Source organism: Streptomyces sp. P9-2B-2 (genome assembly GCF_030406865.1).
In the GTDB taxonomy this organism is placed as follows: Bacteria; Actinomycetota; Actinomycetes; order Streptomycetales; family Streptomycetaceae; genus Streptomyces; species Streptomyces platensis.
On the sequence record NZ_CP129126.1, the window covers coordinates 6,130,257 to 6,155,031 of the forward strand.

Genomic DNA, 24,775 nt, shown 5'->3' on the forward strand with positions numbered 1-24,775 from the left:
ACTGTCGTCATATGGAGGGACACTTGGGCTATCGTGCCAAAGAGCCAGGGCGTGCCTGATGAGACAGCCTCTCCGCGCGCGCACCATCGCATCCCAGGGAGACGGTCGCATGGTCGATCAGGCCCATTTTTCCGGTCCCACCGGCTCCAACGAACACATCACCATCAGCTACGCGGGCTTCACCCGGCCCTGGGCCGCCTGGATCTCCCATCAGCTGGAGCAGCAGGGCCACGGCACGACCATGCTGCGCTGGGACCCTCAGGTGGACACCGCGCTGGTGGCGGAGCTGTCGGGACTGCTGGAGGCCGAGGGCCGGCTGCTGATGGTGCTGGACGACTGGTATTTCCGGCTGGGCCCCAAGACGCAGGACGAGTGGACGGCCGCACTGCGCGAGGTGGTCTCCGCGCACGCCGACCGGTTCGCCGCGGTGAGCGTGGCCACCCAGAGCCTGCCCGCCACGGCCTCCCTGCTGCGCCCCGCCGACCTGCGTGACCTGGATGCCCACGAGGCCAACCGCCGGGTACTGCAGCGGCTCGGTATCGCGGCGCCGGGCCGGGCCGTGGACGAGGACGCGCCCGGCGCGCCGCGCTTCCCGAACAACCCGCCCGAGGTGTGGAACATCCCGCGCCGCAACAACCGCTTCACCGGCCGCGACCACGTCCTCGAAGCGCTGCACGGCAAGCTGGCCGGCTCCGGCGCGGGCGCGGGCCCGCCGCTGGAGACCCGGATCGCGCTGTACGGCACCTCCGGCGTCGGCAAGAGCCAGATCGCCGCCGAATACGCCCACCGCTTCGGCAACGACTACGACGTGGTGTGGTGGATCAGCGCCACCAACCGCGGCGCCGCCCGCGAACAGCTCGCCGAACTCGCCACCCGCCTCGGCCTCCCCGTGGGCCGGGAGCTGGGCGACCGCATCCGCGCCGTCCACGAAGCGCTCCGCGTCGGCCGCCCCTACCGCCGCTGGCTGCTGATCTTCGACAGCGCCGACGACATGGAGCAGATCGAGGACCTGGTCCCGGACGGCCGCGGCCATGTCCTGATCACCACCCTCACCCGCGACTGGTCGGGCTCCGGCAGCGCCCAGGAGATCGAGGTGCCGCCCTTCGAGCGCGTCGAGAGCGTCGCCTACGCACGGCGGCGGGCCCCCCGGCTGACGCCGATGGAGGCCGACCTGCTCTCCGAGGCGGTCCAGGACCTGCCGCTGCTGCTCGCGCAGACCGCCGCCTGGCTCGACGCCAACCCGATGTCCCCCAAGGAGTACATCGAGCTGATCCGCCGCGGCGAGCCCAGCCTCGTCGGCATCCGGATCTCCTCCGACTACCCCATGGCCTTCCAGACGAGCTGGGCCATAACTCTCAACACGCTGCGCGAACGCAGCCCGGCCGCGGTCGAACTCCTCAAGCTGTTCGCGTTCTTCGCCCCGGACACCATCCCCGTACCGATGCTCGCCCGGGCCCGCCGCGGTGACCTGCCCGAGCACCTCGCCGACCTGGCCGCCGAGCCGATCAGCTGGAACACCGCGCTGCGCCGGCTGACCGAGTCCACCGCCGTACGCCTCGACTACCAGGTCTCCCAGGACGCCGACCCGGCCGTGGAGACCGCGCTGATGCACCGGCTCTACCACCGGTTCCTGCGCAGCGACATGACCGAGGACGAGCGCGATCTGATGTCGGCGTGCGCCTGCCGGGTGCTGGTCACCGCCGACCCGCAGAACCCCGCCGACACCCGCTACTGGGAGCGCTACGCCGAACTCATCCCGCATCTGGAGCCGGCCGGCGTCCTCGACAGCCCCGAGCCCGCGGTCCAGCAGCTGCTGCTGAACTGCGTGGAATACCTGCGGGTCCGCGGCGAGTACCGCATGGGCCTGCGGCTGTGCGAACAGTTCATGTCCCGCTGGCGCACCCGCCTCGCGGCCACCCAGCGCACCATGCTCGTCCTCACCCACCAGCACGCCAACATGCTGCGCCGGCTCGGCCGCTACCGCGAGGCCGAGGCCGTCGGCAGCGCCGTCGTCGACCAGCTCGCCGCCGAGCGGGCCCCCGCGGACGCCGATCTGCTGCGGGCCCAGGACGGGCTGGCCGGCACGCTGATCGCGCTGGGCTCCTACGAGCAGGCCTACGACCTCTTCGACGCCGTCTGGCGGGCCTACACCGAGCTGCTCGGCCCGGAGGCACCCCGCACCCTCTCCTCGCGGCACAACCTCGGCAGTGTCCTCGCACTGCTCGGCCGGTACGAGGAAGCGCTGATCACCCATCGTGAGGTGCTGTCCTTCCGGGAGCGCGAGCTGCGCGCCCGCCACCACCTCACGCTCAACGCGGGCACCGCCTACGCCCGCACCCTGCGCCTCCTCGGCCGCTACCGCGACGCCACCTCCAGCCAGGAACTCAACGCCCGGCTGCATCTCCAGGTGATGGGCCTGCACACCCCGCAGACCCTGCGCGCCGAGCACAATCTCGCGCTGTGCCTGCGCCGCTCCGGCGAGGTCACCCGGGCCGCCACCCTGCTGGCCGACCTCGTCGAGCGCTCCCGCCGGGTCCTCGGGCCCCGCCACCCCGAGACGCTGATGGTGCGCGCGGACCACGCCACCTTCCTCCGGGAGCACGGCGATCTCGGGCACGCCCGCGACCTCGCGGAGGAGGTCGCCGAGCGCTACCGCGCGCTGGCCGGTGAGCGCCATCCGTACACCGTCGGCACCCTGGGCAATGTCGGGCTGGTCCGCGGGGAGTTCGGGGACCCGGCGGACGCGCTGGACCTCGCCGAACGCGCGCTGAGCGGGATGGCCGAAGCCATGGGCCCCGGCCACCCCTGGACGCTGGGCTGTGCGCTGAACACCGCCGCGGCCCGCAACCGGGTGGACGACGAGGAGGGCGCGGTGGAGCTGGGCCGCGACACCCTGGAGCGGGCCAAGGCGAGGCTGGGCGACACCCATCCGCTGACCCTCTCCGCGAAGACGGCGCTGTCCGAGGACCTGCGGGCGCTCCGCCGCGGCCAGGAGGCGGCGAAGCTCGAACAGGAGGCGATCCAGCAGCTCTCCGAGAACCTGGGCGCCGAGCATCCGCACACCCTGTCCGCCCGGCGCCGCCGCCGCCCGTACTGGGACTTCGAACCGCAGCCCGTCTAGACCTGACCAGGGGTCCGCCCCACGCATGCGGAAGGGCCCGCCCCCACCGGGGACGGGCCCTTCCGCTGGTGCCTGCCGGTTCTCCGGCGGCCCGGACGCCTATGCGTCGAAGGCCTCCGCGACCAGCTGTGCCTGCTCTGCCTGGTGGCGCTTGGCGGAGCCGACGGCCGGCGACGAGGAGTGCGGCCGCGAGATGCGGCGCAGGCGCTCGCCGTGCGGGACATCGGCGCCGACGGCCAGGTCGAGGTGGTCGATCAGGTTGAGGCCGAGGAACGGCCACGCACCCTGGTTCGCCGGCTCTTCCTGGGTCCACAGGTACTTCTCGGCGTTCGGGAACTTGGAGATCTCCGCCTGGAGCTCCTTGCCGGGAAGCGGGTAGAGCCGCTCGATACGGATGATCGCGGTGTCGTGCGCGCCGCGCTTCTCCCGCTCGGCCTCCAGGTCGTAGTAGACCTTGCCGGAGCAGAAGATGACCTTGCGGACATCCTCGGGCTTGACCGTGGAGTCGCCGATGACGGGGCGGAAGCCGCCCGTCGTGAACTCATCCGTCCGCGACGCCGCAGCCTTCAGACGCAGCATCGACTTCGGGGTGAAGACGACCAGCGGCTTGTGGTGCGGGTTGTGGACCTGCCAGCGCAGCAGGTGGAAGTAGTTCGACGGCAGGGTCGGCATGGCGACCGTCATGTTGTTCTGCGCGCACAGCTGGAGGAACCGCTCGATACGGGCCGAGGAGTGGTCCGGGCCCTGGCCCTCGTAGCCGTGCGGCAGCAGCAGGGTGACGCCGGACGTCTGGCCCCACTTCTGCTCCGCCGAGGAGATGAACTCGTCGACGACCGTCTGGGCGCCGTTGACGAAGTCACCGAACTGCGCCTCCCACATGACCAGCGCCTCCGGGCGGGCCAGGGAGTAGCCGTACTCGAAGCCCATCGCCGCGTACTCGCTGAGCAGCGAGTCGTAGACGTTGAAGCGGGCCTGGTCCTCGGAGAGGTAGAGCAGCGGCGTGTAGTCGTCGCCGGTCTCCCGGTCGATGAGCACCGCGTGCCGCTGGCCGAAGGTGCCACGGCGGGAGTCCTGGCCGGCGAGCCGGACCGGGGTGCCCTCCATCAGCAGCGAGCCGACGGCCAGGGTCTCGCCCATGCCCCAGTCGATGGTGTTGTCCTCGACCTGGGCCGCGCGGCGCTGGAGCTGGGGCAGCAGACGCGGGTGGACGGTGACCCGCTCGGGGATGTTGACCTGCGACTCGGCGATCCGCTTGACGACCTCCTGGGAGATCGCAGTGTCCACGTAGACCGGGAACTCGGCCTTGGGCTGCGGCACCTCGGGGGCGGTCGGGGCGGTCGTGGCGTCGCGGACCTCGGTGAAGACCTTCTCCAGCTGGCCCTGGAAGTCCTGGAGCGCCTGCTCGGCCTCTTCCAGCGTGATGTCGCCGCGACCGATGAGGGACTCGGTGTAGAGCTTGCGCACCGAGCGCTTCTTGTCGATCAGGTCGTACATCAGCGGCTGGGTGAAGGCCGGGTTGTCCGACTCGTTGTGGCCGCGGCGGCGGTAGCAGATCAGGTCGATGACGACGTCCTTGTTGAACGCCTGGCGGAACTCGAAGGCCAGACGGGCAACGCGGACGACGGCCTCGGGGTCGTCGCCGTTCACATGGAAGATCGGCGCCTCGATCATGCGGGCCACGTCGGTGGCGTACATGGACGAACGCGACGACTCCGGGGCGGCGGTGAAGCCGACCTGGTTGTTGATGACCACGTGCACCGTGCCGCCGGTGCGGTAGCCGCGCAGCTGGGACATGTTCAGCGTCTCCGCGACCACGCCCTGACCGGCGAACGCCGCGTCACCGTGCAGCTGGATCGGCAGGACCGTGAAGTCCGTGCCGCCCTTGTTGATGAGGTCCTGCTTGGCGCGCGCGATGCCCTCGACGATCGGGTCGACGGCCTCCAGGTGGGAGGGGTTCGCGGCCAGCGAGACCTTGATCTGCTCGCCGTCCAGGCCGGTGAAGACGCCCTCCTGGCCCAGGTGGTACTTCACGTCGCCGGAGCCGTGCATCGACTTCGGGTCGAGGTTGCCCTCGAACTCGCGGAAGATCTGCGCGTACGACTTGCCGACGATGTTCGCCAGGACGTTGAGGCGGCCGCGGTGGGCCATGCCGATGACGACCTCGTCGAGGCGCGACTCGGCCGCGGAGTCGATGACCGCGTCCAGCAGCGGGATGACGGACTCGCCGCCCTCCAGCGAGAAGCGCTTCTGGCCGACGTACTTCGTCTGCAGGAACGTCTCGAAGGCCTCGGCGGAGTTCAGCCGGCGCAGGATGCGCAGCTGCTCCTCGCGCTCGGGCGACTTGTGCGAGCGCTCGACCCGGTCCTGGATCCACTTGCGCTGCTTGGGGTCCTGGATGTGCATGAACTCGATGCCGGTGGTGCGGCAGTACGAGTCACGCAGCACGCCCAGGATGTCGCGCAGCTTCATCATGGACTTGCCGGAGAAGCCGCCGACCGCGAACTCGCGCTCCAGGTCCCACAGGGTGAGCCCGTGCTCGGTGATGTCGAGGTCGGGGTGCTTGCGCTGGTGGTACTCCAGCGGGTCGGTGTCGGCCATGACGTGGCCGCGGACCCGGTAGGAGTGGATCAGCTCGAAGACCCGGGCGGCCTTGGTGACGTCGTCGTCGTGGGAGGCGTCGATGTCCCGCAGCCAGCGGACGGGCTCGTACGGAATCCGCAGCGACTTGAAGATGTCGTCGAAGAATTCGTTGTCGCCGAGCAGCAGCTGGCTCATGATCCGCAGGAACTCGCCGGAGGCGGCGCCCTGGATCACCCGGTGGTCATAGGTGCTGGTCAGCGTCATGACCTTGGCGACACCCAGCTTGTTCAGGGCGTCCTGGGAGGTGCCCTGGAACTCCGCGGGGTAGTCCATCGCGCCGACGCCCATGATCATGGACTGGCCGGGCATCAGGCGGGGCACGGAGTGCACGGTGCCGATGCCGCCCGGGTTCGTCAGCGACGCGGTGACTCCGGTGAAGTCGTCCATCGTCAGCTTGTTGTCGCGGGCCCGGCGGACGATGTCCTCGTAGGCCTGCCAGAACTCGAAGAAGGTCAGCGTCTCGGCCTTCTTGATGGCGGCGACGACGAGCTGGCGGTCACCGTTCGGCTTCACCAGGTCGATGGCGAGACCGAGGTTCACATGCTCGGGCTTGACCAGCGTCGGCTTGCCGTCCTTCTCCGCGAAGGAGTAGTTCATCGTCGGCATGGCCTTGAGGGCCTGCACCATCGCGTACCCGATGAGGTGGGTGAAGGAGACCTTCCCACCGCGGGCGCGCTTGAGGTGGTTGTTGATCACGATGCGGTTGTCGAAGAGCAGCTTCACCGGGACCGCGCGGACGGACGTGGCCGTCGGCAGCTCCAGGGAGGCGTTCATGTTCTTCGCAACGGCGGCCGAGGGGCCACGCAGGGTGATGAACTCGGGACCGGCCGGAGCCGTGCCCTCCTCGGCGGCCGGCTTCGCGGCGGGCTTGGCCGGAGCCGCCTTCGCGGGCTCGGCCTTCGCCGGAGCGGCCTTCGCCGGAGCGGCCTTCGCCGGTGCCGGAGCGCTCGCGGCGGGCTTCGCCGGGGCGGCCGGCACGGAGGGCTGCGCGGTGTCAGCCGCTCCCGTGGAGCCGGTGCTCGCACCGGGGGAGCCCTCCGCCGGCTGGCTCGGCGCGGTGGCGCCGCCCGGCTTGTAGTCAGCGAAGAAGTCCCACCAGGCTCGGTCTACCGAGTTCGGGTCCTGGAGGTACTGCTGGTAGATCTCGTCGACGAGCCACTCATTGGGACCGAACGCAGCAGCAGGGTTCTTACCCTGCCCCTCCTGGTCGGTCGAGATGCTCGAGCTGTTGGGGGACTGTAGCGACACGGCGGCAACCGCCCTCTTCCGCTTCCTAAGGTGGTGGACAGCGGGAATAAAGGCTACGCCTGTTGTGACCCTTGATGCAGGCCGGGAGGGGCACTCGTCGTGTACGTCACATTCCCGGCCGGGTTTCGGGGCATGACTTGGCGGGAAACACACGAAGTTTGCCTCTGTGCGGGTAGGAGTGATCACCACCACACCCGCGGGGGAGTGCTTCCACCACCGACCCTACGTCAGCGGCCGTCAGCTTCGAGCTGACTCCAGCCCCGGAAGAGTGACCCGGATCCGGCAACCGCGGGACGATTCCGCGACGCCGATGCGTCCGCCGTGCAGATCCACCGCCCAGCGCGCGATCGCCAGGCCCAGGCCCGTACCGCCGTCGCTGCCGGGGCCCGAGGGGGCCGGACCGCCGCGGTTGAACCGCTCGAAGACCCGGTAGCGCTCCGCCTCGGGGATGCCGGGGCCCTCGTCCTGCACCTCCAGCACCAGGCTCTGCGGCCCCTCGCCCCGCCGGGCGTGCACCGTGACCCGGCCGTGCCGGGGGCTGTGCTTGATCGCGTTGTCGATGAGATTGGCCACGACCTGGTGCAGCCGCTCGGCGTCCGCGTGCGCGGTCAGCTCCGGCGGCGAGACATCCAGGTGCAGATGGACGTCCGTACGGGTGTGGGTCCCGGAGCCGGCCACCCCGGCGAGGGTCGCGGCGCCCCGGCTCATATTGGCCTCCTTGAGCACCCCGGACAGATACGGCCAGACCTCGAAGCGGCGGGAGTGCAGCGGCACCACCCCGTTGTCCAGCCGGGACAGGTCCAGGAGGTGCTCGACCAGCCGGCCCAGCCGCTCGGTCTGCTGCAGCGCCGTACGCATCGTCTCCGGGTCCGGCTCGCAGACACCGTCGACGACGTTCTCCAGGACGGCCCGGAGCGCGGCGATGGGGGTGCGCAGCTCGTGCGAGACATTGGCGACCAGCTCCTTGCGGTGGGTGTCCACCGCTTCCAGGTCGGCCGCCATCCGGTTGAAGGCGGTCGCCAGGTCGCCGAATTCGTCGCGGCGCTCCGAGCGGACCCGGCGGCTGTAGTTACCGTGCGCCATCGACCGGGTGACGTCCGTCATCTCGTCGAGCGGCGCGGTCAGGCTGTTGGCCACGAACTGGGTGATCAGCAGCGAGGCGATGATCGAGAAGATCGTGATCACCCGCAGCTCGGTCGCCGAGTGCATCGCGACGAACACCAGCAGGGTCGTGATGATCACCGAGACGCTGACCAGCGCCCCGAGAGCGGCCTTGACGGAGCGGTACGGGTCCAGCGGGCGCAGGCCCTCCCAGACCCGCTGCCACAGCTCGGTCAGGCGAGTGCGTGGCGACCGCGTCATGCGGCCGGGGTCTCCAGGGCGTAGCCGACGCCGTGGACGGTGCGGATCCGCTCGGCGCCGATCTTCCGGCGCAGCGCCTTGATGTGGCTGTCGACCGTCCGGGTCCCGGAGGCGTCCGCCCAGTCCCACACCTCGGCCAGCAGCTGCTCACGGGAGAGCACCGCACGCGGGGTGTTCGCCAGGCAGACCAGCAGATCGAACTCGGTGGGCGTCAGGTGGACGTCCGCGCCGCGCACCCGCACGCGGCGCTGGGCGTGGTCGATCTCCAGCTCGCCGAGGCGCAGGATGCCGGTGCGCGGGGTGTGCGCGGCCAGTGCGGCGCGCTCGACCCGGCGCAGCAGGACGTGCACCCGGGCGGCCAGCTCACGCATCGAGAACGGCTTGGTCATGTAGTCGTCGGCGCCGACGCCGAGGCCGACGAGCATGTCGGTCTCGTCGTCGCGGGCGGTGAGCATCATCACGGGCACCGGACGCTGGGCCTGGACCCGGCGGCACACCTCCAGGCCGTCGAAGCCCGGCAGCATCACATCGAGGACCAGCAGATCGGGCTGCCAGGCCTCGGCGGTGTCCACGGCGGCCGGGCCGTCGGTGGCCGTCTGCACCTGGAAGCCCTCGGCGCGCAGCCGGGCCGCGATGGCCTCGACGATCGTGGGGTCGTCCTCCACGACCAGCACCCGGCGCTGGGCACCCGGCGTGGCCGCGGCGGCGCCGCCCTGCGTTGTCTGAGTCTGGTCCATCGCCCGCCCCTGCATGTCCCTGCGTGGTCGCGTCTTGCTGGGCAGCAGCGTACGGGCATGGTGTGACTGTCGGCTACGCGCCCTTCCGCGCGAGATGGACCACGTCCGGGACGCCTCGGACAACGGGGATCTCTTCCGTATGTACCCCGCTGAAACCGGCATTTCGCAGTGCTTCCTCGAACGCCGGCGAGGGCTGCGCCGACCAGACGGCGAGCACTCCGCCGGGGGCCAGCCGGTCGCGGCAGGCGGCGAGCCCGTCGGGGGAGTAGAGGCTGTCGTTGTCCTCGGTGACGGTCCAGTCGGGGCCGTTGTCGATGTCCAGGCACAGCGCGTCGTAGGTGTCCTGGCCCGCTTCCGTGCGCAGGTGGGCGACGAGGTCGGCGTGCCGGATCTCGCTGCGCGGATCGGCCAGCGCGGCCGCCGAGACGGCCGACAGCGGGCCCGTGCGGTGCCAGTCGATGACCGCCTCCTCGCGCTCGACGACGACGATCCGCCCCCAGCGCGGCTGTTGGGCGGCGCGGGCCAGGGAGAAGCCGACGCCGAGGCCGCCGATCAGGACGGAGGGGTGGGCGCGACCGGCCGGCAGCGCGTCCAGCGCGGCGTCGATCAGCAGCCGTTCGGACCGGCCGTCGGAGGTGTCCATCAGGAAGCAGCCGTTGGCGATGATCTCGTAGATCACCGGTGCCGCGGGGGTGCCGCCGCCGTCGGCCCCGGGCGCCGCAGGGGGGCCGCCCCGCTCTCGCAGCACCACCTCACCGAACGGGCCCTCGCGGCGGTCGAGCGTGCGCGGGGCCTCGGGGGCGCCGGTCCTTGCCTGCGTCGGTGTCGCGGAAGCCATGGCGCCATGGTGGCCAATACGGGGCGCGCCGGTCCAACACTTTGGGGACCAATTCCCCCGGTCGTCCGCCCGGACGTGAAGCACCTTCCGGGGGTTGACTCGTGTGACGGATCTCACTCTCACAGGTTCTTCATGGGTTGAGCGTGCAGGGTGGTCCGGGACGTAGGACAGGGCAGGGATTCACGGCCGAGGGACACGGGCGTGGCTCACCGGATGCGCCAGGACGGAAGGGGCCTCGGACTGTGAGCTGGCTGGGAACCGCCGAGAGGATATGGACCGGTCGCGGGCCGGTCGCCGACGCGGGGCCGGACACCGGCCCGGCCGGTACGCCGGGTCTGCTGCCCGGCATCCCCCGGCAGCGCGGCGACGGGGAGACCGCGGCCCGCGCCGCCGCCGGGGAGGGCCCGAACGCCCCGGCCGGGCCGGTGCGTTGGCGGCCTTGGCATCTGCTGCCCACCCCCGTCGGCACCCCCTTCACCTTCGGCTACGCCGTCCTCCTCGTGGCCACCTCGCTCTTCGCCGAGTACGCCGACCCGGGGCTGGTCTCCGACCTGCTGCGCGGCTCCAGCACCGATGTCGTCCATCTCGCGCAGGCCCCGCTGGTGGTGCTGGTCGCCAGCGCCCTGTGGATCGCCGGCGGGATGACCTCCGGGTACGCCCTCGCCTTCCTCTTCGTGCTGACGGCGCTGGAGCGGCGGATCGGCGCGCGGGCCGCGGTCGCGGTCTTCTTCGGCGGCCATGTGCTCGCCACCCTCGCCACCGAACTCCCCGTCGCCTTCTCGGTCGCCGCCGGCGGGCTGCCGGAGAGTTCGCTGCACCGCCTCGACTACGGCATCAGCTTCGGCGTGATGACCTGCGTGGGAGCCCTCGCCGGGCTGCTGCCGGCCTGGCCGGGCCGACTGCTGCTGGCCGGCGTCGCCTCTCTGGCGCTGACGGACCTGTTCGCCTACGTCGACCCGCTGTCCGACTGGGGGCATCTGCTCTCACTCGCCCTGGGGGTGGCGAGCTGGCCACTGCTGCGCCGCTGGCGCACCCGACGCGACGCCCCCGCACCGCTCCTCGGCGACCTGGGCCATCCCGCCCTGCGGGGCGCACGGATGTACTGAAGCGTTCCCCGCGGGCTCAAGGCGCGGAGGCCCAGGCGCGGCCCCGCCGGTCAGGGGGACCGGCGCTACGGGCGCGCCGTCGACCGGTAGGTGTGGGTGATGGCGTAGGCGCAGCCGCCCAGCAGCGCCACACCGGAGAGCACACCGCTGACGAACGGCACCCATGCCACCGCGGAGGTGGCCGCCATGCCCAGGCCGATCGCGCCGAGCGCGGTCAGTGCGGCACCGGGGACGGCGATGCTGCGCCGCTTCCAGACCGCCATCAGCGCGATGAAGTGCAGGCCGACGATCAGCGCGATCCAGGCCACCGCGGTCTGCTCGGGGGCACCCGCCGCCCGCAGCGCGAGATTGCCCCCGACCAGCAGCACCGCCTCGGCCCCCACGACGAACGCGAACTTCCCCCGGAACCAGTCCGCCTGAGGGGCCTCGGGGCCGTCCGCCACGGGCAGCCCACGGCGCCCCGCCCGCAGCGCGAGCGTGAGCAGCCCGGCGAAGGTGAGCACCGCAAGCACCCGAAGGGCGATACCGACCGCAGGATTCAGCGGGTCGTGCGCGTTGGCGACCACAAAGATCGTCCCGAAGAGTGCACCGATGAAGACGCCGGACATCCGCTGCAACATGCCGTGAAGGTAGCAGTATTGACGGGGTGTGAGGCGGTGCGTGCCGGCTTCCGCACGGCTGTGCCGGGCCGGGCGCCGCTATCCGATCCAGAGGAGCATGCCGTCCCCCTCGTCCGATCATGCTCATGGACCCGACGTCAGGGCCGACCACTGACAACGGCCGGTGCGCGGCGGGAGGGTGCCCGGCCCGGCGAGCGGATCCGGCCGGGCGCGGGGGCCCTCCGGCGCCTGGGAGAATGGCGGTCCTTTCCCGGCACGGCCACGTGCGGTGCCCGCCGACGCAGGAGTACCCCCGCCTTGTCCTCAGAGCGCGAGCCTTCGATTCCGGACGTCATCGACCTCGGCCTGACGTCCGACTGCGGCAGCTGCTTCGGGCTGTGTTGTGTCGCGCTGCCGTTCGCGGCCTCGGCGGACTTCGCGATCGACAAGGACGCCGGTACGCCCTGCCCGAATCTGGAGCGGGATTTCCGCTGCGGCATCCACCGCGACCTGCGCCCGCGCGGCTTCACCGGCTGCACCGTCTTCGACTGCTTCGGCGCCGGGCAGAAGGTCTCCCAGGTCACCTTCGACGGACAGGACTGGCGGCGGGCCCCGGGGACCGCCCGGCAGATGTTCGACGTCTTTCCCGTCATGCGGCAGCTGCACGAACTCCTCTGGTACCTGGCCGAGGCGCTGACCCGCCCGGCGGCCCGCCCGGTGCACGCCGAGCTGCGCGCCGCCCTGGAGGAGACCGAGCGCCTCACCCGGGGCAGCGCCGAGGAGCTGATGGAGCTGGATGTGGCGGCGCACCGGGGTGAGGTCAACGCCCTCCTGCTGCGCACCAGCGAACTCGTACGGGCCCAGGTCCCGGGCCGTAAGAAGGAGCGGCGGGGCGCCGACCTCATGGGGGCGCGCCTCAAGGGCGCCAACCTCCGGGGCGCCAACCTCCGTGGGGCCTACCTGATCGCCGCCGACCTCAAGGGCGCCGATCTGCGCACGGCGGACCTGATCGGCGCCGATCTGCGCGCCGCCGACCTCGCCGGAGCCGATCTCACCGGCGCGCTCTTCCTCACCCAGTCGCAGCTGAACGCGGCCAAGGGCGACGCCGCGACCAAGCTGCCGCAGAGCCTGAGCCGCCCCGCCCACTGGTAGCGCGGCCCGTGGCCCGTGGCCCGGTGGCCTGTGGCTCGACGGCTCGACGGCTCGACGGCCCCGCGGCCCGGCCTGCCGCGCCCAGCCGAACCCGCCGTTGATCAACAGGAGCCCGGCCCGCCGCGCCCGCCGCGGGCCCGCCCCTGCCCACCCGCCGCGGGCCCAGCTCAGCGCGCCCGCCACCGGCCCGCCCCCGCCCGCCGAAACGGCAACTCCCCTGATCGCTCACAGCGAACGCACCCGGGGGAACATCTCCAGGCCCCTCCGCATTGAGTGAGTAAAGCTCAACTTGCTTGCCGAAGGGGAGATCATGGCTTCGACGTCCACACCGCTCACTCTGCCCGTGCTGCCCCTCGATGATGAGGTCGTGCTCCCCGGCATGGTGGTGCCGCTGGACCTGTCCGACGCGGACGTACGGGCAGCGGTGGAGGCTGCCCAGGCCGCCGCCTCCTCGGGTAACAAACCGCGGGTGCTGCTTGTGCCCCGTATCGACGGGAAGTACGCGGCGATCGGCACGCTCGGGCGGATCGAGCAGGTCGGGCGGCTGTCCGACGGCGATCCCGGCGCGCTGATCCGGGGCCTGGGCCGGGTGCGGATCGGCTCCGGCACCACCGGACCCGGGGCCGCGCTCTGGGTGGAGGGCACCACCGTCGAGGAGACGGTGCCCGAGCCCCTGCCCGGTGCGGTGGCCGAACTCGTCACGGAATACAAGGCGCTGGCCACCAGCTGGCTGCGTAAGCGCGGCGCCTGGCAGGTCGTCGACCGCGTCCAGCAGATCGAGGACGTGCCGACGCTCGCCGACAACTCCGGCTACTCGCCGTTCCTGACCACCGAACAGAAGATCCGGCTGCTGGAGACCACCGATCCGGTTGCCCGCCTGAAGTACGCGACCGAGACGCTGCGCGAGCACCTCGCCGAGCAGGACGTCGCCGAGTCCATCGCCAAGGACGTCCAGGAAGGCGTCGACAAGCAGCAGCGGGAGTTCCTGCTGCGGCGGCAGCTGGAGGCGGTCCGCAAGGAGCTGGCCGAGCTCAACGGCGATCCGGAGGACGAGGGCGACGACTACCGCGCCCGCGTCGAGGCCGCCGATCTGCCCGAGAACGTCCGCAAGGCCGCCCTCAAGGAGGTCGACAAGCTGGAGCGGTCCAGCGACCAGAGCCCCGAGGGCTCCTGGATCCGCACCTGGCTGGACACCGTCCTCGAACTCCCGTGGAACGAACGGACCCAGGACGCCTACGACATCGCCGGCGCCAAGGAGATCCTGGACGCCGACCACTCCGGCCTGGAGGACGTCAAGGAGCGGATCACCGAATACCTGGCCGTCCGCAAGCGCCGGACGGAGCGGGGCCTCGGGCTCGTGGGCGGCCGTCGCGGCGGCGCCGTGCTGGCGCTCGTCGGGCCGCCGGGGGTCGGAAAGACGTCGCTCGGGGAATCCGTCGCACGTGCCATGGACCGGAAGTTCGTCCGGGTCGCGCTCGGCGGCGTCCGGGACGAGGCGGAGATCCGCGGCCACCGCCGGACCTATGTCGGCGCGCTGCCGGGCCGGATCGTACGGGCCGTCAAGGAAGCCGGGTCGATGAACCCGGTCGTCCTCCTCGACGAGATCGACAAGGTGGGCTCCGACTTCCGGGGCGACCCGGCCGCCGCCCTCCTGGAGGTCCTGGACCCGGCGCAGAACCACACCTTCCGCGACCACTACCTGGAGGTCGAACTCGACCTCAGCGATGTGGTCTTCCTGGCCACCGCCAATGTCCTCGAAGCCATCCCCGAGCCGCTGCTCGACCGTATGGAGCTGGTCCGGCTGGACGGCTACACGGAGGACGAGAAGGTTGTCATCGCCCGGGACCATCTGCTGCCGCGCCAGCTGGAGCGGGCCGGTCTGGAGCCCGGCGAGGTGACCCTGGAGGGCGGGGCGCTGCGCAAGCTGGCGGGTGAGTACACCCGTGAGGCGGGCGTACGGAATCTGGAGCGCGCGGTCGCCAGGCTGCTGCGCAAGGTCGCCGCACAGCACGAACTGGGGGAGCGGGAGCTGCCGTTCGCGGTCGGTGCGGACCAGCTGCGCCTGCTGATCGGGCGGCCGCACCACACCCCCGAGTCGGCCCAGGATCCGGCCGAGCGGCGCACCGCGGTGCCCGGCGTGGTCACCGGCCTCGCGGTCACCGGCGCCGGCGGCGATGTGCTCTACGTGGAGGCCTCGCTCGCCGATCCGGAAACCGGGGCGTCCGGGCTCCAGCTCACCGGCCAGCTCGGCGACGTCATGAAGGAGTCCGCGCATATCGCGCTGTCGTTCCTGCGCTCCCACGGCGCGGAACTGGAGCTCCCGGTCGCCGACCTGAAGGAGCGCGGAGTGCATCTGCACGTACCGGCGGGCGCCGTCCCCAAGGACGGGCCGAGCGCGGGCGTGACGATGACGACGGCGCTGGCCTCGCTGCTGTCGGGCCGGCAGGTGCGGCCGGATGTGGCGATGACCGGTGAGGTCTCGCTGACCGGGCGGGTGCTGCCGATCGGCGGCGTCAAGCAGAAGCTGCTGGCGGCGCACCGGGCCGGTATCGGCACCGTCATCATCCCGAAGCGCAACGAACCGGACCTGGACGACGTGCCGGCCGAGATCCTCGACGCCCTGGAGGTCCACCCGGTGGCCGATGTCCGTCAGGTGCTGGAGCTGGCACTGACCCCGGCGTCGAACGGGGCCGCGCCGGAGGTGGCCCCCCTCAGCGCCTGAACCCAGCACAGCGCCTGAACCCCGTACAGCGCCTGAACCCCGTACAGCGGCCGGTGCTCCCGTAGGGGAACACCGGCCGCTCGCTGCGGGAATCCGCTCAGCCGTTCGCCAGCGCGCGGAGGCGGTCCAGCGCGCCGTTGAAGCGGTTGTGGTCACCGACCGTCGGGCCGGACGAGGTGTACTGCCAGATGGTGTGGAAACCCCAGCCGGCCGGGAGTTCACCGGCCGAGGAGCCGTAGCGCGGAATCCACAGGGGGTTGACGGCGCCGAAGGCGGCGGAGTTGCCGGTGCACTGTTTCCACCAGTTGGTGGAGGTGTAGAGGACGGCGTCCCGGCCGGTGCGCGCCTTGTAGGTGGCGAACCAGTCCTTCATCCAGTTGACCAGCCCGGCCGCGCTCAGCCCGTAACAGGTCGCCCCGTAGGGGTTGTACTCCATGTCGAGCGCGCCGGGCAGCGTCCTGCCGTCCTTGGACCAGCCCCCGCCGTGGTCGGCGAAGTACTTGGCCTGGGCGGCGCCGCTGGAGGTGTTGGGGGTGGCGAAGTGGTAGGCGCCGCGGATCATCCCGGTGTTGTAGGAGCCGTTGTACTGCTGCGCGAAGTACGGGTTGGTGTAGCTGGTGGACTCCGTCGCTTTGACGTAGGCGAAGCGGACGCCGCTGTTCCAGAGGGTCGACCAGGCGACGTTGCCGTTGTGGCTGCTGACATCCACCCCTTCGACGGAGGCGAGCGGGGCGGCCGGCGGTGCGCCGCCGGCCGCGGTGCCCTCGTGCCGGGCGATCTGGGAACCGGCCCAGTCCTGTCCGGGGTGGCGGGGTTCCGGTGCGCGCTGCGCGGCCGCGGCGCCGGCGGTGCCGGGCAGGGCGAGGAGGAGGGAGACGAGGGTGAGCAGGATCCCGGCCACGGTCGCGAGGGAGCGTGCGGGGTGGTGGGGGGAGCCGGATCTGAGCACGGACATACGTGCCTCCGAAGATCTCGGTGGATGACCTGAGGGGGGAGGTGCTGACGGCATGGCGCAGGCGTGCTGACACGGATGTGCGAGGTGCATGACGCCGCGGCGGGATACCCGGGCCGCTTGGTGTGGCCATGCCAGAAATGACGATACGCGCGTAGACCGAGGTGACAAAAGAGGGTCCGTGGGCTGCCGTTGGTCTAATCCTGCGAAATACTGGCCGAGCTGCGGCTTCGACCGCCGCCGGCAGAAACTTTCAGGTGAGGAAACGCGGGAATGGGCGCTGACGTGCACAACACCGGAGCCGAGGACACGACGGCGGACGGTGAGCCGACTGGTGTGGACCACGTATTTCTCGCCCTGGAACGGGAATTGGCGGTATTTCTCCGCCGCGCCCGGGCCTCTTCCGGCGAACTGGCACGAGAGGTGCATCCCGACCTGGAGCCCGCCGCGTACGGCCTGCTCGTACGGCTGGCGGACGCCGGCGCCCAGCGCGCCACCGACCTCGCCGGCTACTTCGGGGTCGGCAAGGCCACGATGAGCCGCCAGCTGCACGCCCTGGAGAAGCTCGGCCTCGTCGCCCGCGAACCGGACCCGGCGGACGGCCGCGCGGTCCTGGTGCGCCTCACCGGGGAGGGCCGCGAACGCTTCACCCGCGTCCGCACCGGCCGCCGCGCCCGGTACGCCCGCCGCCTGGCCTCCTGGGACCGCGGCGAGGTCGCCGAACTCGCCCGTCTGCTGCACCGGCTGAACGCGGAGCAGGAGGGCGACGAGGTGTAGGGCGGGTCCCAGGGTGCGTCCGCAAAAGCCCGTCCGGCTCGCGCGGACCCCGGCACCTCGCCGCCTTCCCCCTGGCCACAGCCGTGATGGCCACCGCCGGACCCGTACCGCCGCGAGGCCGTTCCCACCCGGCGGGAAAACATGCCCGGCCTCTCCGCGGTTGTCACGGCGCCACAAAAATCACCGCCGCGTCGTCCCGCGCCTTGCCGCGCGGAAACGCCGTGCGCGCCGGGTCCGCCGCCTCCGCTGCCCGTACCCGGTCGATCAGCGCCTGCGGGCCCTGCCCGGACACCAGGGCCACGCAGTCCGCCCAGGACCCCTCCCGGAAGACCTCCACCCAGCGGCTCGCACCGTCGCTGAGCGCGGTCAGCGAGCGGACATCGGCGCGCGGAGTACTGCCGGTCACCGCGCGGGCCACCACCGACGGATCGGCGGCCGCGGTGAAGAAGCCGCCCTCCGCGTTGCGCAGCGCCTCGACGGCGCGGCCGTACTCCCGGCCCGCCGCGGCCCGTTCCACAGAACCGCGGGGCAGCGCCCGTACGGCGGCCCGCAGCTCCCGGACCGCGGGCGGCAGTTCGTCCAGCCGCGGGTCGAGCAGCGGATCCACCGAGCCGTCCGCCCGCTCCAGGAGCAGCACCGAATCGGACAGCACGAGGTGCTCGACGGTGACCCCGGACCAGCGTGCGGCGATCACGGTTGCCTGCGGAGTGCGGACGTGAGAAAGGTCACAGGAGTCCCGGTGGCCGTCGGCCGTCCGGGAGATGGCTGCGGCGAGAGCCTCAGTCAGCGTCATATCCCGGTGTGAAACCGACAGTTCGAGCATTGCGCCGCCGAGCCGCGCGGTGAACCACGGCACCCCGTGGACGCAGCCGTAGTCCTCCTCCGGTGGCGTCACGCCGTCCAGCAGGACCAGCGCTCCGCCCTGGCCGGAAGCGGGCAGAGCAACCGATGCGTAGTCCTCGTTTGGGTGTTGGGGGTCGCCCGGCTCGGTGGCGAGTGCGGTGTGCATACCCGGAAGTCTGCCGGAGGTGGTGGTTCCGGCCTGGTTGGCGGGCGCCCGCGGGGGCGTCGGAGGCCGGGCGGGCGGGGGCTTACCGACGGTAGGGGGTGCCGGGCCGGCGGCGTGCGGGCGGGCATCCTTCCAGGACGGCGACGCATCTCCAAACCCGTTCGGGGGTTGCGCGGGGTTGCGGCCGAAAACACCGGCGCACGGAAGTTGATGGCCAAACTCCGAGTGATGTTCACTCGTTCAGGTGGCCGGGCATGTGTTGCCGAGCCACTGCGCGGCGCCGGTGGAATGGTCGTTGCCCGAATCATGGGGTGAGGTCGGGACATCGTCGCGACGCGCAGAGCCGGGCTGTTTCCCCTCGCGGAAGTGTGCGCTGCTGCGGTCTTCGCGCAGGTCCGCTCCGCGAGCGGAGAGCGAGCCGGGTCCGCGACGCCATTTGGGCGTGAGCAGGCGAGACAGGAATGCGAGCAGCGGTGCGGAAGATGCGGCTTCGAGGCGGCGCAGGGAAGCCGGGTTCACCGGCCGGTTCGATCCCGGGACCGGGATCGGCTCCTGGTAAGGGTCCCGACGCGAAGGGCGGTCCGGACGCGACGGGCCGTGGCGAGAGCCCCACGGGACGGCGTCCCGCGCGGGTGCGCAATCGGCTCGTCGGGGCGGTGGCCGTTGTGGCCGCCGCTGTCATCGGCGCCGGCGTCCCCGGTCTGACGGCGACCGCCGACGAGGCCAACACCGGCCAGCAACTGGTCGATCTGGCCGAACTGAACGCCCGCGCCATCGCGCTCGCGCACTCCCTCGCCGATGAACGCGACGGTATGACCGCGTACGCCGCCACCGGGCGGGGCAGCCGGACCGTCCCGAGGACGGGTGCCGCCGGGGCCGACGCGGCCGCGGCCTCCCGGGCTCAGCGCACCCGGGTGGACCGGCAGATCGACGAGCTGCGCTCCGAGGCCCAGGACGCCACGGGCGACACCGCCGTGTACCGGGCCGCCGCCAAGGCCCTGGCCGCCCTGCCGCAAACCCGTCAAAAGGCGCTGTCCGGGCCCGCATCGGCCGAGCAGATCTACGCCGCCTATACCGAGGCACTCCAGGCACTCGGTGCGATCAGCGACGACATCGCCCGCCAACTGCCGGCCCGCGCGGACTCCGCCGACGCCGACACCCGTGCGCTGCCCGTCCTCGGCCGCGCCACCGAACAGGCCGCGGGCACCCGCGCGCTGCTGCTCGCCGGGCTCGACGCGGGCGGCAGCCAGCCCCGGCTGACCGCCCTGGCCCAGGTCGCCCACCTCCGTGAACAGGGCGCGCTGGGCGACTTCCAGCAGACCGCGAGCCAGGCCGCCCGGGACCGCTACGACCGCACCGTCACCGGGGCGGACGCCAACACCGCCGAGCGCTATCTGACCCGGCTGACCGACCAGCCCCGGCTGGACGCCATCGATCTGCGGCTCAACCACCGGCGGGTCCAGCAGACCCTCACCACCCGCCTCGGCCTGATGCGGGGCGTCGAATCCGCCATGGCCACCGCCGATATCCAGCGGCTCGGCGCGCTGCGCGACGACGAGGTGACGGAGCTGGAGATCCGCATCGGTCTCGAAGCGCTGTGCCTGCTGCTGGCCGTAGGTGCCGGGGTGTGGGCCGCCCGCTCCCTGACCCAGCCGCTCGCGGCGCTGCGGATCGGCGCCAAGCGGGTGGCCGAGGACCCCGCGCACGAGGAGCCGATCACCTACAAGGGCCGCAACGACGAATTCGCCGCCGCCGTACGGTCCGTCAACGCGCTGCACGCCCAGGTCGGCGAGCTGGCGCGGCGCACCTCCGAGCTGGAGGGCGAGCGCAAGCGGCTGGTCGGCGGACGGCAGCGGCTGGTCGCCGAGCGCGAGGTGCTCCAGGAGCAGGGCGAGACGCTCAAGGAGGAGATCGCCGATCTCACCGAGCGGCTGGCGGCCCTGCACAACGGGGTGCACGGCCGGTTCGTCAACCTCTCGCTGCGCACCCTCGGGCTCGTGGAGCGCCAGCTCGGCGTCATCGAGTCGCTGGAGGAGAGCGAGCAGGACCCGGAGCGGCTGGAAACCCTCTTCAAGCTGGACCACTTCGCCGCGCGGATGCGCCGTAACAGCGAGAACCTCCTCGTCCTCGCGGGCGCGGAACAGCACAGCACCAACCACCAGGGCCCGGTGCCGCTGCTGGACGTGCTGCGCGCCGCGATCAGCGAGATCGAGCGCTACGACCGGGTGCGCATCCAGTCGCTGCCGCCGCACTCGCAGGTCGCCGGGTTCGCCGCGGACGACCTCAGCCACCTGGTCGCCGAACTCCTGGAGAACGCCACCGGGTTCTCCCCGCCGAACGCCCATGTGGAGCTGTCCGGCTGGCTGCTGGAGAGCGGCGAGGTCATGCTCTCGGTCCAGGACGAGGGCATAGGGATGACCTCGGAGCGGATGGCCGAGCTCAACGAGCGGCTGGCGGACGTCGACGCCGCCTCGTCCTCGGAGACCATCGACGAGGCGCTGGGCCTCGGGCTGTACGTCGTCGTGCGGCTGGCTGCCCGGCACGGCGTCCGGGTCCAGCTGCGGGACGCCAAGCAGGGCGGCGTCACCGCCGTCGTCGTGCTGCCCGGCTCGATCCTGCCCACCCGCCCGGCGCCGTCGGCCGCTTCGGCCGCCGGGTCCCAGGAGGTGGCGCACACCCCGAGCCTGCCCGGCTCGGTCGCCGAGGCGAACTCCAACGCACTGCCGGCCCGGGCCGCGCGGCCCGAACCGGCGGCTGCGGAGGACGCGGCGGCCCCCGCCGCGCCCCCGGCCCAGGACGCCGTCACCGACGGGCCCGACGCCGCACCGGCCACCGGCCAGGAGGGCACCCCCGACGCGGACCCGGCGCCCGCCACCGACCCGTTCGTCGCCGCAGCGGAGCGCGCGATCGACGCCGCCGGACTCGGCGCCCCGGACGAACCCGCCCCGGACGAACCGGCCCCGGCGCCCGCCGTGCGGCAGCCGTCCGGCCCCACCACCCACGCGGCGTCCCAGGCGAGCCCGTACGGCCCGCAGTCGCCCGGCCCGTACGGCGCCACCGCCAGCGGCAGCGGCGAGCACGTACGGCCCGAGGAGGAGCCGCGCCCGGCCGCGGACCCGGCGCTCAAGGGCACCGGCCGGCACGCCGCCCCGGCTGCCGGGCCCACCGCGTCCGACGCGCCCGCGGCCGACCCGTACGCCATCGGTCCGGACCAGCACACGCATGCCGGGACGGACGCGGCACCCACGGACGCGGCGGCACCCGCCGACGCGTCCCCGGCCGGTACACCGGCCGACCCACAGACCGCTGCCGCCCCGCCCGCGGGGAAGCAGCGGACGACCATGGGGCTGCCCAAGCGCACGCCCAAGGTCGTGGCGCAGCAACAGGCGCCCGCCGCCCCGCGCAAGAGCGGAGCGGCCAACGCCGAGGCGCTGCGGCGCCGGCTCGGCGGATTTCAGGCGGGGGCGCGAGTCGGCCGACGTGACGTCGAGGCCGAGATCGCAGAACGTACAACGGAGCAGACCATCCCACAGACGGACACCGACGGAGCGGGGGCCCCGGGAGAGAGCCACGTTGTCGAGGAGGCACGCGATTGAAAGCGCAAGCGCCCACTGCTTACGGACAAGGACTGAGCAGCCAGGCACGGAACCTGCACTGGCTGCTGACCAACCTGGTGGACGAGGTACCGGGCATCCGCTCGGTCGCGGTGGTCTCCTCCGACGGTCTGCTGCTGCTGTCGTCCGACCCGGACCGGTTGGAGGAGGCGGCGGCACGGCCGGACGGGGGTGACGGTCCCCGGGGGTCCAGCGCGGACCTGGCCACCATCGTGTCCGGACTCGGCAGCCTCACCAACGGCGCCGCGAAGCTCATGGACGGCGGGTCGGTCAAGCAGACGATGATCACGATGGACGAGGGCAGCGTGTTCGTCATGGCGATCAGCGACGGTTCGCTGCTCGGCGTGCACGCCACGCCGGACTGCGACATGAACGTCATCGCCTACCACATGGCGCTGTTCGTCGGCCGGGCCGGCCATGTCCTCACCCCCGAACTCCGCAGCGAATTGCGCCAGTCGATGGAGAACGTCCAGTGACTAGTTCCAAACTCCCGGTCCGTGGGGACCGGAAACCCGCGCGCGTGCGGCCGTACTCGCTCACCGGCGGCCGGACGCGCTTCGGCCATGTGCTGCTGGTCGAGACGTTCGTGGCCGCGCTGGAGGCGCCCGAGGAGCGCCGCGAGCTCACCTCCGGCGGCTGGGGTGACCGGGTGATGCCGGAGATGCGGGCGATCGTCGAACTGTGCCGCCGGATGCGCTCGGTCGCGGAGATCTCCGCGCTCCTCAAGATGCCGCTGGGCGTGGTCCGGGTACTGCTCAGTGACCTCGCCGACCAGGGAAAGATTCGCGTCTACGGCACCGGGCACGGCTCCGGCCGGCCCGACCGCGCGCTGCTCGAAAGGGTGCTGAGTGGACTTCACAGGCTCTGACACGATATCGGCCGGGCCGACGGCGACCGCCGGTTCCGTGGGCCGGGCCGACCCGTCGGCCACCGCCGCCGACGCGGGGCTACAGAGCTGGCAGACGGACCGTTCGCGGGCGCCGATCGCCACCAAGATCGTGGTGGCGGGCGGCTTCGGCGTCGGCAAGACCACGTTCGTCGGATCGGTCTCGGAGATCACCCCGCTTCAGACCGAAGCGGTGATGACGCAGGCCAGCGCCGACACGGACGATCTGACCGCCACCCCGGAGAAGACCACGACCACGGTCGCGATGGACTTCGGGCGGATCACCCTCGACCAGGAACTGGTGCTGTACCTGTTCGGCACGCCCGGCCAGCAGCGCTTCTGGTTCATGTGGGACGACCTGGTGCGCGGTGCGATCGGCGCGATCGTGATGGCCGACACCCGGCGCCTGGAGGACTGTTTCCCGGCGCTCGACTACTTCGAGAGCTGCGGGCTGCCGTATGTCGTCGCGGTCAACCACTTCGAGGGGACCGAGGCGTACGCCGTCGAGCATGTCCGCGACGCGCTGACCGTGCCGCCGCAGGTACCGGTCGTGATCATGGACGCCCGGGAGCGGCCCACGGTGATCAAGGCGCTGCTCGCGCTGGTCGGCCACGCCCTGGAGACCACACCGGAGTAACCGGTGGGTAAGGTCTCGCCCCTCCCCACACTCTCCCCGAACCACCAGCAGTAATAGAGAAGAGCCCCGCCATGCGGAAAATACTCATCGTCGGAGCCGGCCAGTCCGGTCTCCAGCTAGCCCTGGGCCTCCAGTCGCAGGGCTATGAGGTCACCCTCATGTCCAACCGCACCGCCGACGAGATCCGTGCCGGGCGGGTCATGTCGACGCAGTGCATGTTCGACACCGCGCTCCAGCACGAGCGCGACCTCCAGATCAACTTCTGGGAGAGCCAGGCCCCGCGCATCGAGGGCCTCGGCGTCTCGGTCGCCGCGCCCGGCAGCCATGAGGCGCCGGAGGGCTCGCAGCGGGCCATCGACTGGGTGGGCAAGCTGGACGGCTACGCCCAGTCCGTCGACCAGCGGGTGAAGATGGCCGGCTGGATGGAGACCTTCGCGCAGCGCGGCGGCCAGCTCGTCATCCATGGCGCGGCCGTCTCCGACCTCGACTTCTTCGCCGGCCGCTACGACCTGACGATGGTCTCGGCCGGCAAGGGCGAGCTGGTGTCCATGTTCGGCCGCGACGCCGGGCGTTCCCCGTACGACGCCCCGCAGCGCGCGCTGGCCGTCGCCTACGTCCACGGTCTGGGCCCGCGCCCCGAGCACCCCGACTACGACGCGGTGCGCTGCAACCTGGTGCCCGGCGTCGGCGAGCTGTTCGTGATGCCGACGTACACCACCTCCGGCCGCGCCGACATCCTCTTCTGGGAGGGCATACCCGGCGGCCCGCTGGACGTCTTCCAGGGCGTCAAGGACCCCGATGAGCACCTCGCCGTCACGCTGGAACTGATGGAGAAGTTCCTGCCCTGGGAGTACGCCCGCGCCACCAAGGTCGAACTGACCGACGCCAACGCCACGCTGGCCGGCCGCTACGCCCCCACCGTGCGCAACCCCGTCGGCCGGCTGCCCTCCGGCGGTCTGGTGCTCGGCGTCGCGGATGTCGTGGTCGCCAACGACCCGATCACCGGCCAGGGCTCCAACTCGGCCTCCAAGTGCGCCGCCTCCTACCTCGCCTCCATCGTGGAGCGCGGGGACCAGCCCTTCGACGGCGACTGGATGCGGACCGCTTTCGAGCGGTACTGGAACACCGCCCAGCACGTCACCAAGTGGACGAACGCGATGCTGGCGCCGCCGCCGGAGCACATCCTGAACCTCATCGGCGCGGCCGGCCAGCTTCAGCCTGTCGCCGACCGGTTCGCCAACGGCTTCAACGACCCGTCCGACTTCGAGAACTTCTTCTACGACCCGGAGAAGACGAACGCGTATCTCGCTTCGCTGACGGGCTGACGTCCGCCTGCGGCGGTGCTGTCCGCCCCACGTGGTCCGGTGGCACCGCC

17 protein-coding genes are annotated in these 24,775 nt (G+C 71.8%); 10 read left to right on the plus strand and 7 right to left on the minus strand.

The genetic code is table 11. The features are described 5' to 3' along the window. The first annotated feature begins 109 nt into the window (after positions 1-109). Entirely contained in the window at positions 110-3,121 is a 3,012-nt protein-coding gene (fxsT, locus tag QT196_RS27140; RefSeq protein ID WP_290355872.1) for an FxSxx-COOH system tetratricopeptide repeat protein, read from the plus strand. A gap of 99 nt (positions 3,122-3,220) precedes the next feature. On the opposite strand, the gene QT196_RS27145 is transcribed toward fxsT, so the two are convergent. The 4 genes from QT196_RS27145 to QT196_RS27160 all read right to left on the minus strand — a co-directional run bounded on the left by QT196_RS27145 (position 3,221) and on the right by QT196_RS27160 (position 9,946). Next, positions 3,221-7,009, minus strand: a complete 3,789-nt coding sequence (locus QT196_RS27145) for a multifunctional oxoglutarate decarboxylase/oxoglutarate dehydrogenase thiamine pyrophosphate-binding subunit/dihydrolipoyllysine-residue succinyltransferase subunit (protein WP_290355873.1) — start codon at positions 7,007-7,009, stop codon at positions 3,221-3,223. Positions 7,010-7,246: 237 nt separating this feature from the next. After that, positions 7,247-8,371, minus strand: coding sequence for an ATP-binding protein (locus QT196_RS27150; protein WP_168481359.1), 1,125 nt, complete (start codon positions 8,369-8,371; stop codon positions 7,247-7,249). Then, positions 8,368-9,108, minus strand: a complete 741-nt coding sequence (locus QT196_RS27155; RefSeq protein WP_168481360.1) for a response regulator transcription factor — start codon at positions 9,106-9,108, stop codon at positions 8,368-8,370. Before QT196_RS27155 ends, QT196_RS27150 begins: the two co-directional genes overlap by 4 nt. 73 nt (positions 9,109-9,181) lie before the next feature. Beyond that, the gene (locus QT196_RS27160; protein ID WP_266733499.1) at positions 9,182-9,946 is read right to left on the minus strand and encodes a spermidine synthase; all 765 of its coding nucleotides are present in this window, start codon (positions 9,944-9,946) and stop codon (positions 9,182-9,184) included. 242 nt (positions 9,947-10,188) lie between these two features. On the opposite strand from QT196_RS27160, the gene QT196_RS27165 reads away from it, so the two are divergent. Further along, complete coding sequence (locus QT196_RS27165; protein ID WP_248001321.1) at positions 10,189-11,052, plus strand: rhomboid-like protein; 864 nt, start codon at positions 10,189-10,191, stop codon at positions 11,050-11,052. Positions 11,053-11,117: 65 nt separating this feature from the next. Here the strand turns inward: QT196_RS27165 and QT196_RS27170 are convergent, their stop codons facing one another. Then, positions 11,118-11,672: a hypothetical protein gene (locus QT196_RS27170; RefSeq protein ID WP_168481362.1), complete on the minus strand. Its 555-nt coding sequence runs from the start codon at positions 11,670-11,672 to the stop codon at positions 11,118-11,120. Between the two features lie 297 nt (positions 11,673-11,969). On the opposite strand from QT196_RS27170, the gene QT196_RS27175 reads away from it, so the two are divergent. Together QT196_RS27175 and lon are read left to right on the plus strand one after the other, a co-directional pair. After that, positions 11,970-12,803: a pentapeptide repeat-containing protein gene (locus QT196_RS27175; protein ID WP_290355875.1), complete on the plus strand. Its 834-nt coding sequence runs from the start codon at positions 11,970-11,972 to the stop codon at positions 12,801-12,803. Positions 12,804-13,113: 310 nt separating this feature from the next. After that, on the plus strand, positions 13,114-15,525 hold the full coding sequence (gene lon, locus QT196_RS27180; protein ID WP_290355876.1) for an endopeptidase La: 2,412 nt from the start codon (positions 13,114-13,116) through the stop codon (positions 15,523-15,525). Between the two features lie 97 nt (positions 15,526-15,622). Here the strand turns inward: lon and QT196_RS27185 are convergent, their stop codons facing one another. Next, positions 15,623-16,480, minus strand: a complete 858-nt coding sequence (locus QT196_RS27185) for a lysozyme (protein ID WP_266733492.1) — start codon at positions 16,478-16,480, stop codon at positions 15,623-15,625. A 270-nt stretch (positions 16,481-16,750) separates the two neighbouring features. Here QT196_RS27185 and QT196_RS27190 point away from each other — a divergent pair, with 270 nt between their 5' ends. Then, positions 16,751-17,254 (plus strand): MarR family transcriptional regulator, encoded by a 504-nt coding sequence (locus QT196_RS27190; RefSeq protein ID WP_168481366.1) that lies wholly within the window; start codon positions 16,751-16,753, stop codon positions 17,252-17,254. 163 nt (positions 17,255-17,417) lie between these two features. Here the strand turns inward: QT196_RS27190 and QT196_RS27195 are convergent, their stop codons facing one another. After that, on the minus strand, positions 17,418-18,263 hold the full coding sequence (locus tag QT196_RS27195; protein WP_168481367.1) for a protein phosphatase 2C domain-containing protein: 846 nt from the start codon (positions 18,261-18,263) through the stop codon (positions 17,418-17,420). Between the two features lie 665 nt (positions 18,264-18,928). On the opposite strand from QT196_RS27195, the gene QT196_RS27200 reads away from it, so the two are divergent. The 5 genes from QT196_RS27200 (at position 18,929) to QT196_RS27220 (ending at position 24,725) form a co-directional block, all read left to right on the plus strand. After that, the gene (locus tag QT196_RS27200; RefSeq protein ID WP_290355878.1) at positions 18,929-21,859 is read left to right on the plus strand and encodes a nitrate- and nitrite sensing domain-containing protein; all 2,931 of its coding nucleotides are present in this window, start codon (positions 18,929-18,931) and stop codon (positions 21,857-21,859) included. After that, positions 21,856-22,353, plus strand: coding sequence for a roadblock/LC7 domain-containing protein (locus QT196_RS27205; protein WP_168481368.1), 498 nt, complete (start codon positions 21,856-21,858; stop codon positions 22,351-22,353). The genes QT196_RS27200 and QT196_RS27205 overlap by 4 nt, the downstream gene beginning before the upstream one ends. A 44-nt stretch (positions 22,354-22,397) precedes the next feature. Further along, positions 22,398-22,745, plus strand: coding sequence for a DUF742 domain-containing protein (locus tag QT196_RS27210; RefSeq protein ID WP_006603131.1), 348 nt, complete (start codon positions 22,398-22,400; stop codon positions 22,743-22,745). Positions 22,746-22,782: 37 nt separating this feature from the next. Next, positions 22,783-23,400 (plus strand): ATP/GTP-binding protein, encoded by a 618-nt coding sequence (locus QT196_RS27215; RefSeq protein WP_168484019.1) that lies wholly within the window; start codon positions 22,783-22,785, stop codon positions 23,398-23,400. Between the two features lie 71 nt (positions 23,401-23,471). Further along, entirely contained in the window at positions 23,472-24,725 is a 1,254-nt protein-coding gene (locus tag QT196_RS27220) for a styrene monooxygenase/indole monooxygenase family protein (RefSeq protein ID WP_168481370.1), read from the plus strand. Positions 24,726-24,775 lie beyond the last annotated feature (50 nt).

Coding starts and splice junctions, on each gene's coding strand:
- QT196_RS27170 (WP_168481362.1), bottom strand. CDS start 11,672: ATGTTGCAGCGGATGTCCGGCGTCTTCATCGGTGCACTCTTCGGGACG.
- lon (WP_290355876.1), top strand. CDS start 13,114: ATGGCTTCGACGTCCACACCGCTCACTCTGCCCGTGCTGCCCCTCGAT.
- QT196_RS27185 (WP_266733492.1), bottom strand. CDS start 16,480: ATGTCCGTGCTCAGATCCGGCTCCCCCCACCACCCCGCACGCTCCCTC.
- QT196_RS27195 (WP_168481367.1), bottom strand. CDS start 18,263: ATGCACACCGCACTCGCCACCGAGCCGGGCGACCCCCAACACCCAAAC.
- QT196_RS27155 (WP_168481360.1), bottom strand. CDS start 9,108: ATGGACCAGACTCAGACAACGCAGGGCGGCGCCGCCGCGGCCACGCCG.
- QT196_RS27190 (WP_168481366.1), top strand. CDS start 16,751: ATGGGCGCTGACGTGCACAACACCGGAGCCGAGGACACGACGGCGGAC.
- fxsT (WP_290355872.1), top strand. CDS start 110: ATGGTCGATCAGGCCCATTTTTCCGGTCCCACCGGCTCCAACGAACAC.
- QT196_RS27220 (WP_168481370.1), top strand. CDS start 23,472: ATGCGGAAAATACTCATCGTCGGAGCCGGCCAGTCCGGTCTCCAGCTA.
- QT196_RS27160 (WP_266733499.1), bottom strand. CDS start 9,946: ATGGCTTCCGCGACACCGACGCAGGCAAGGACCGGCGCCCCCGAGGCC.
- QT196_RS27150 (WP_168481359.1), bottom strand. CDS start 8,371: ATGACGCGGTCGCCACGCACTCGCCTGACCGAGCTGTGGCAGCGGGTC.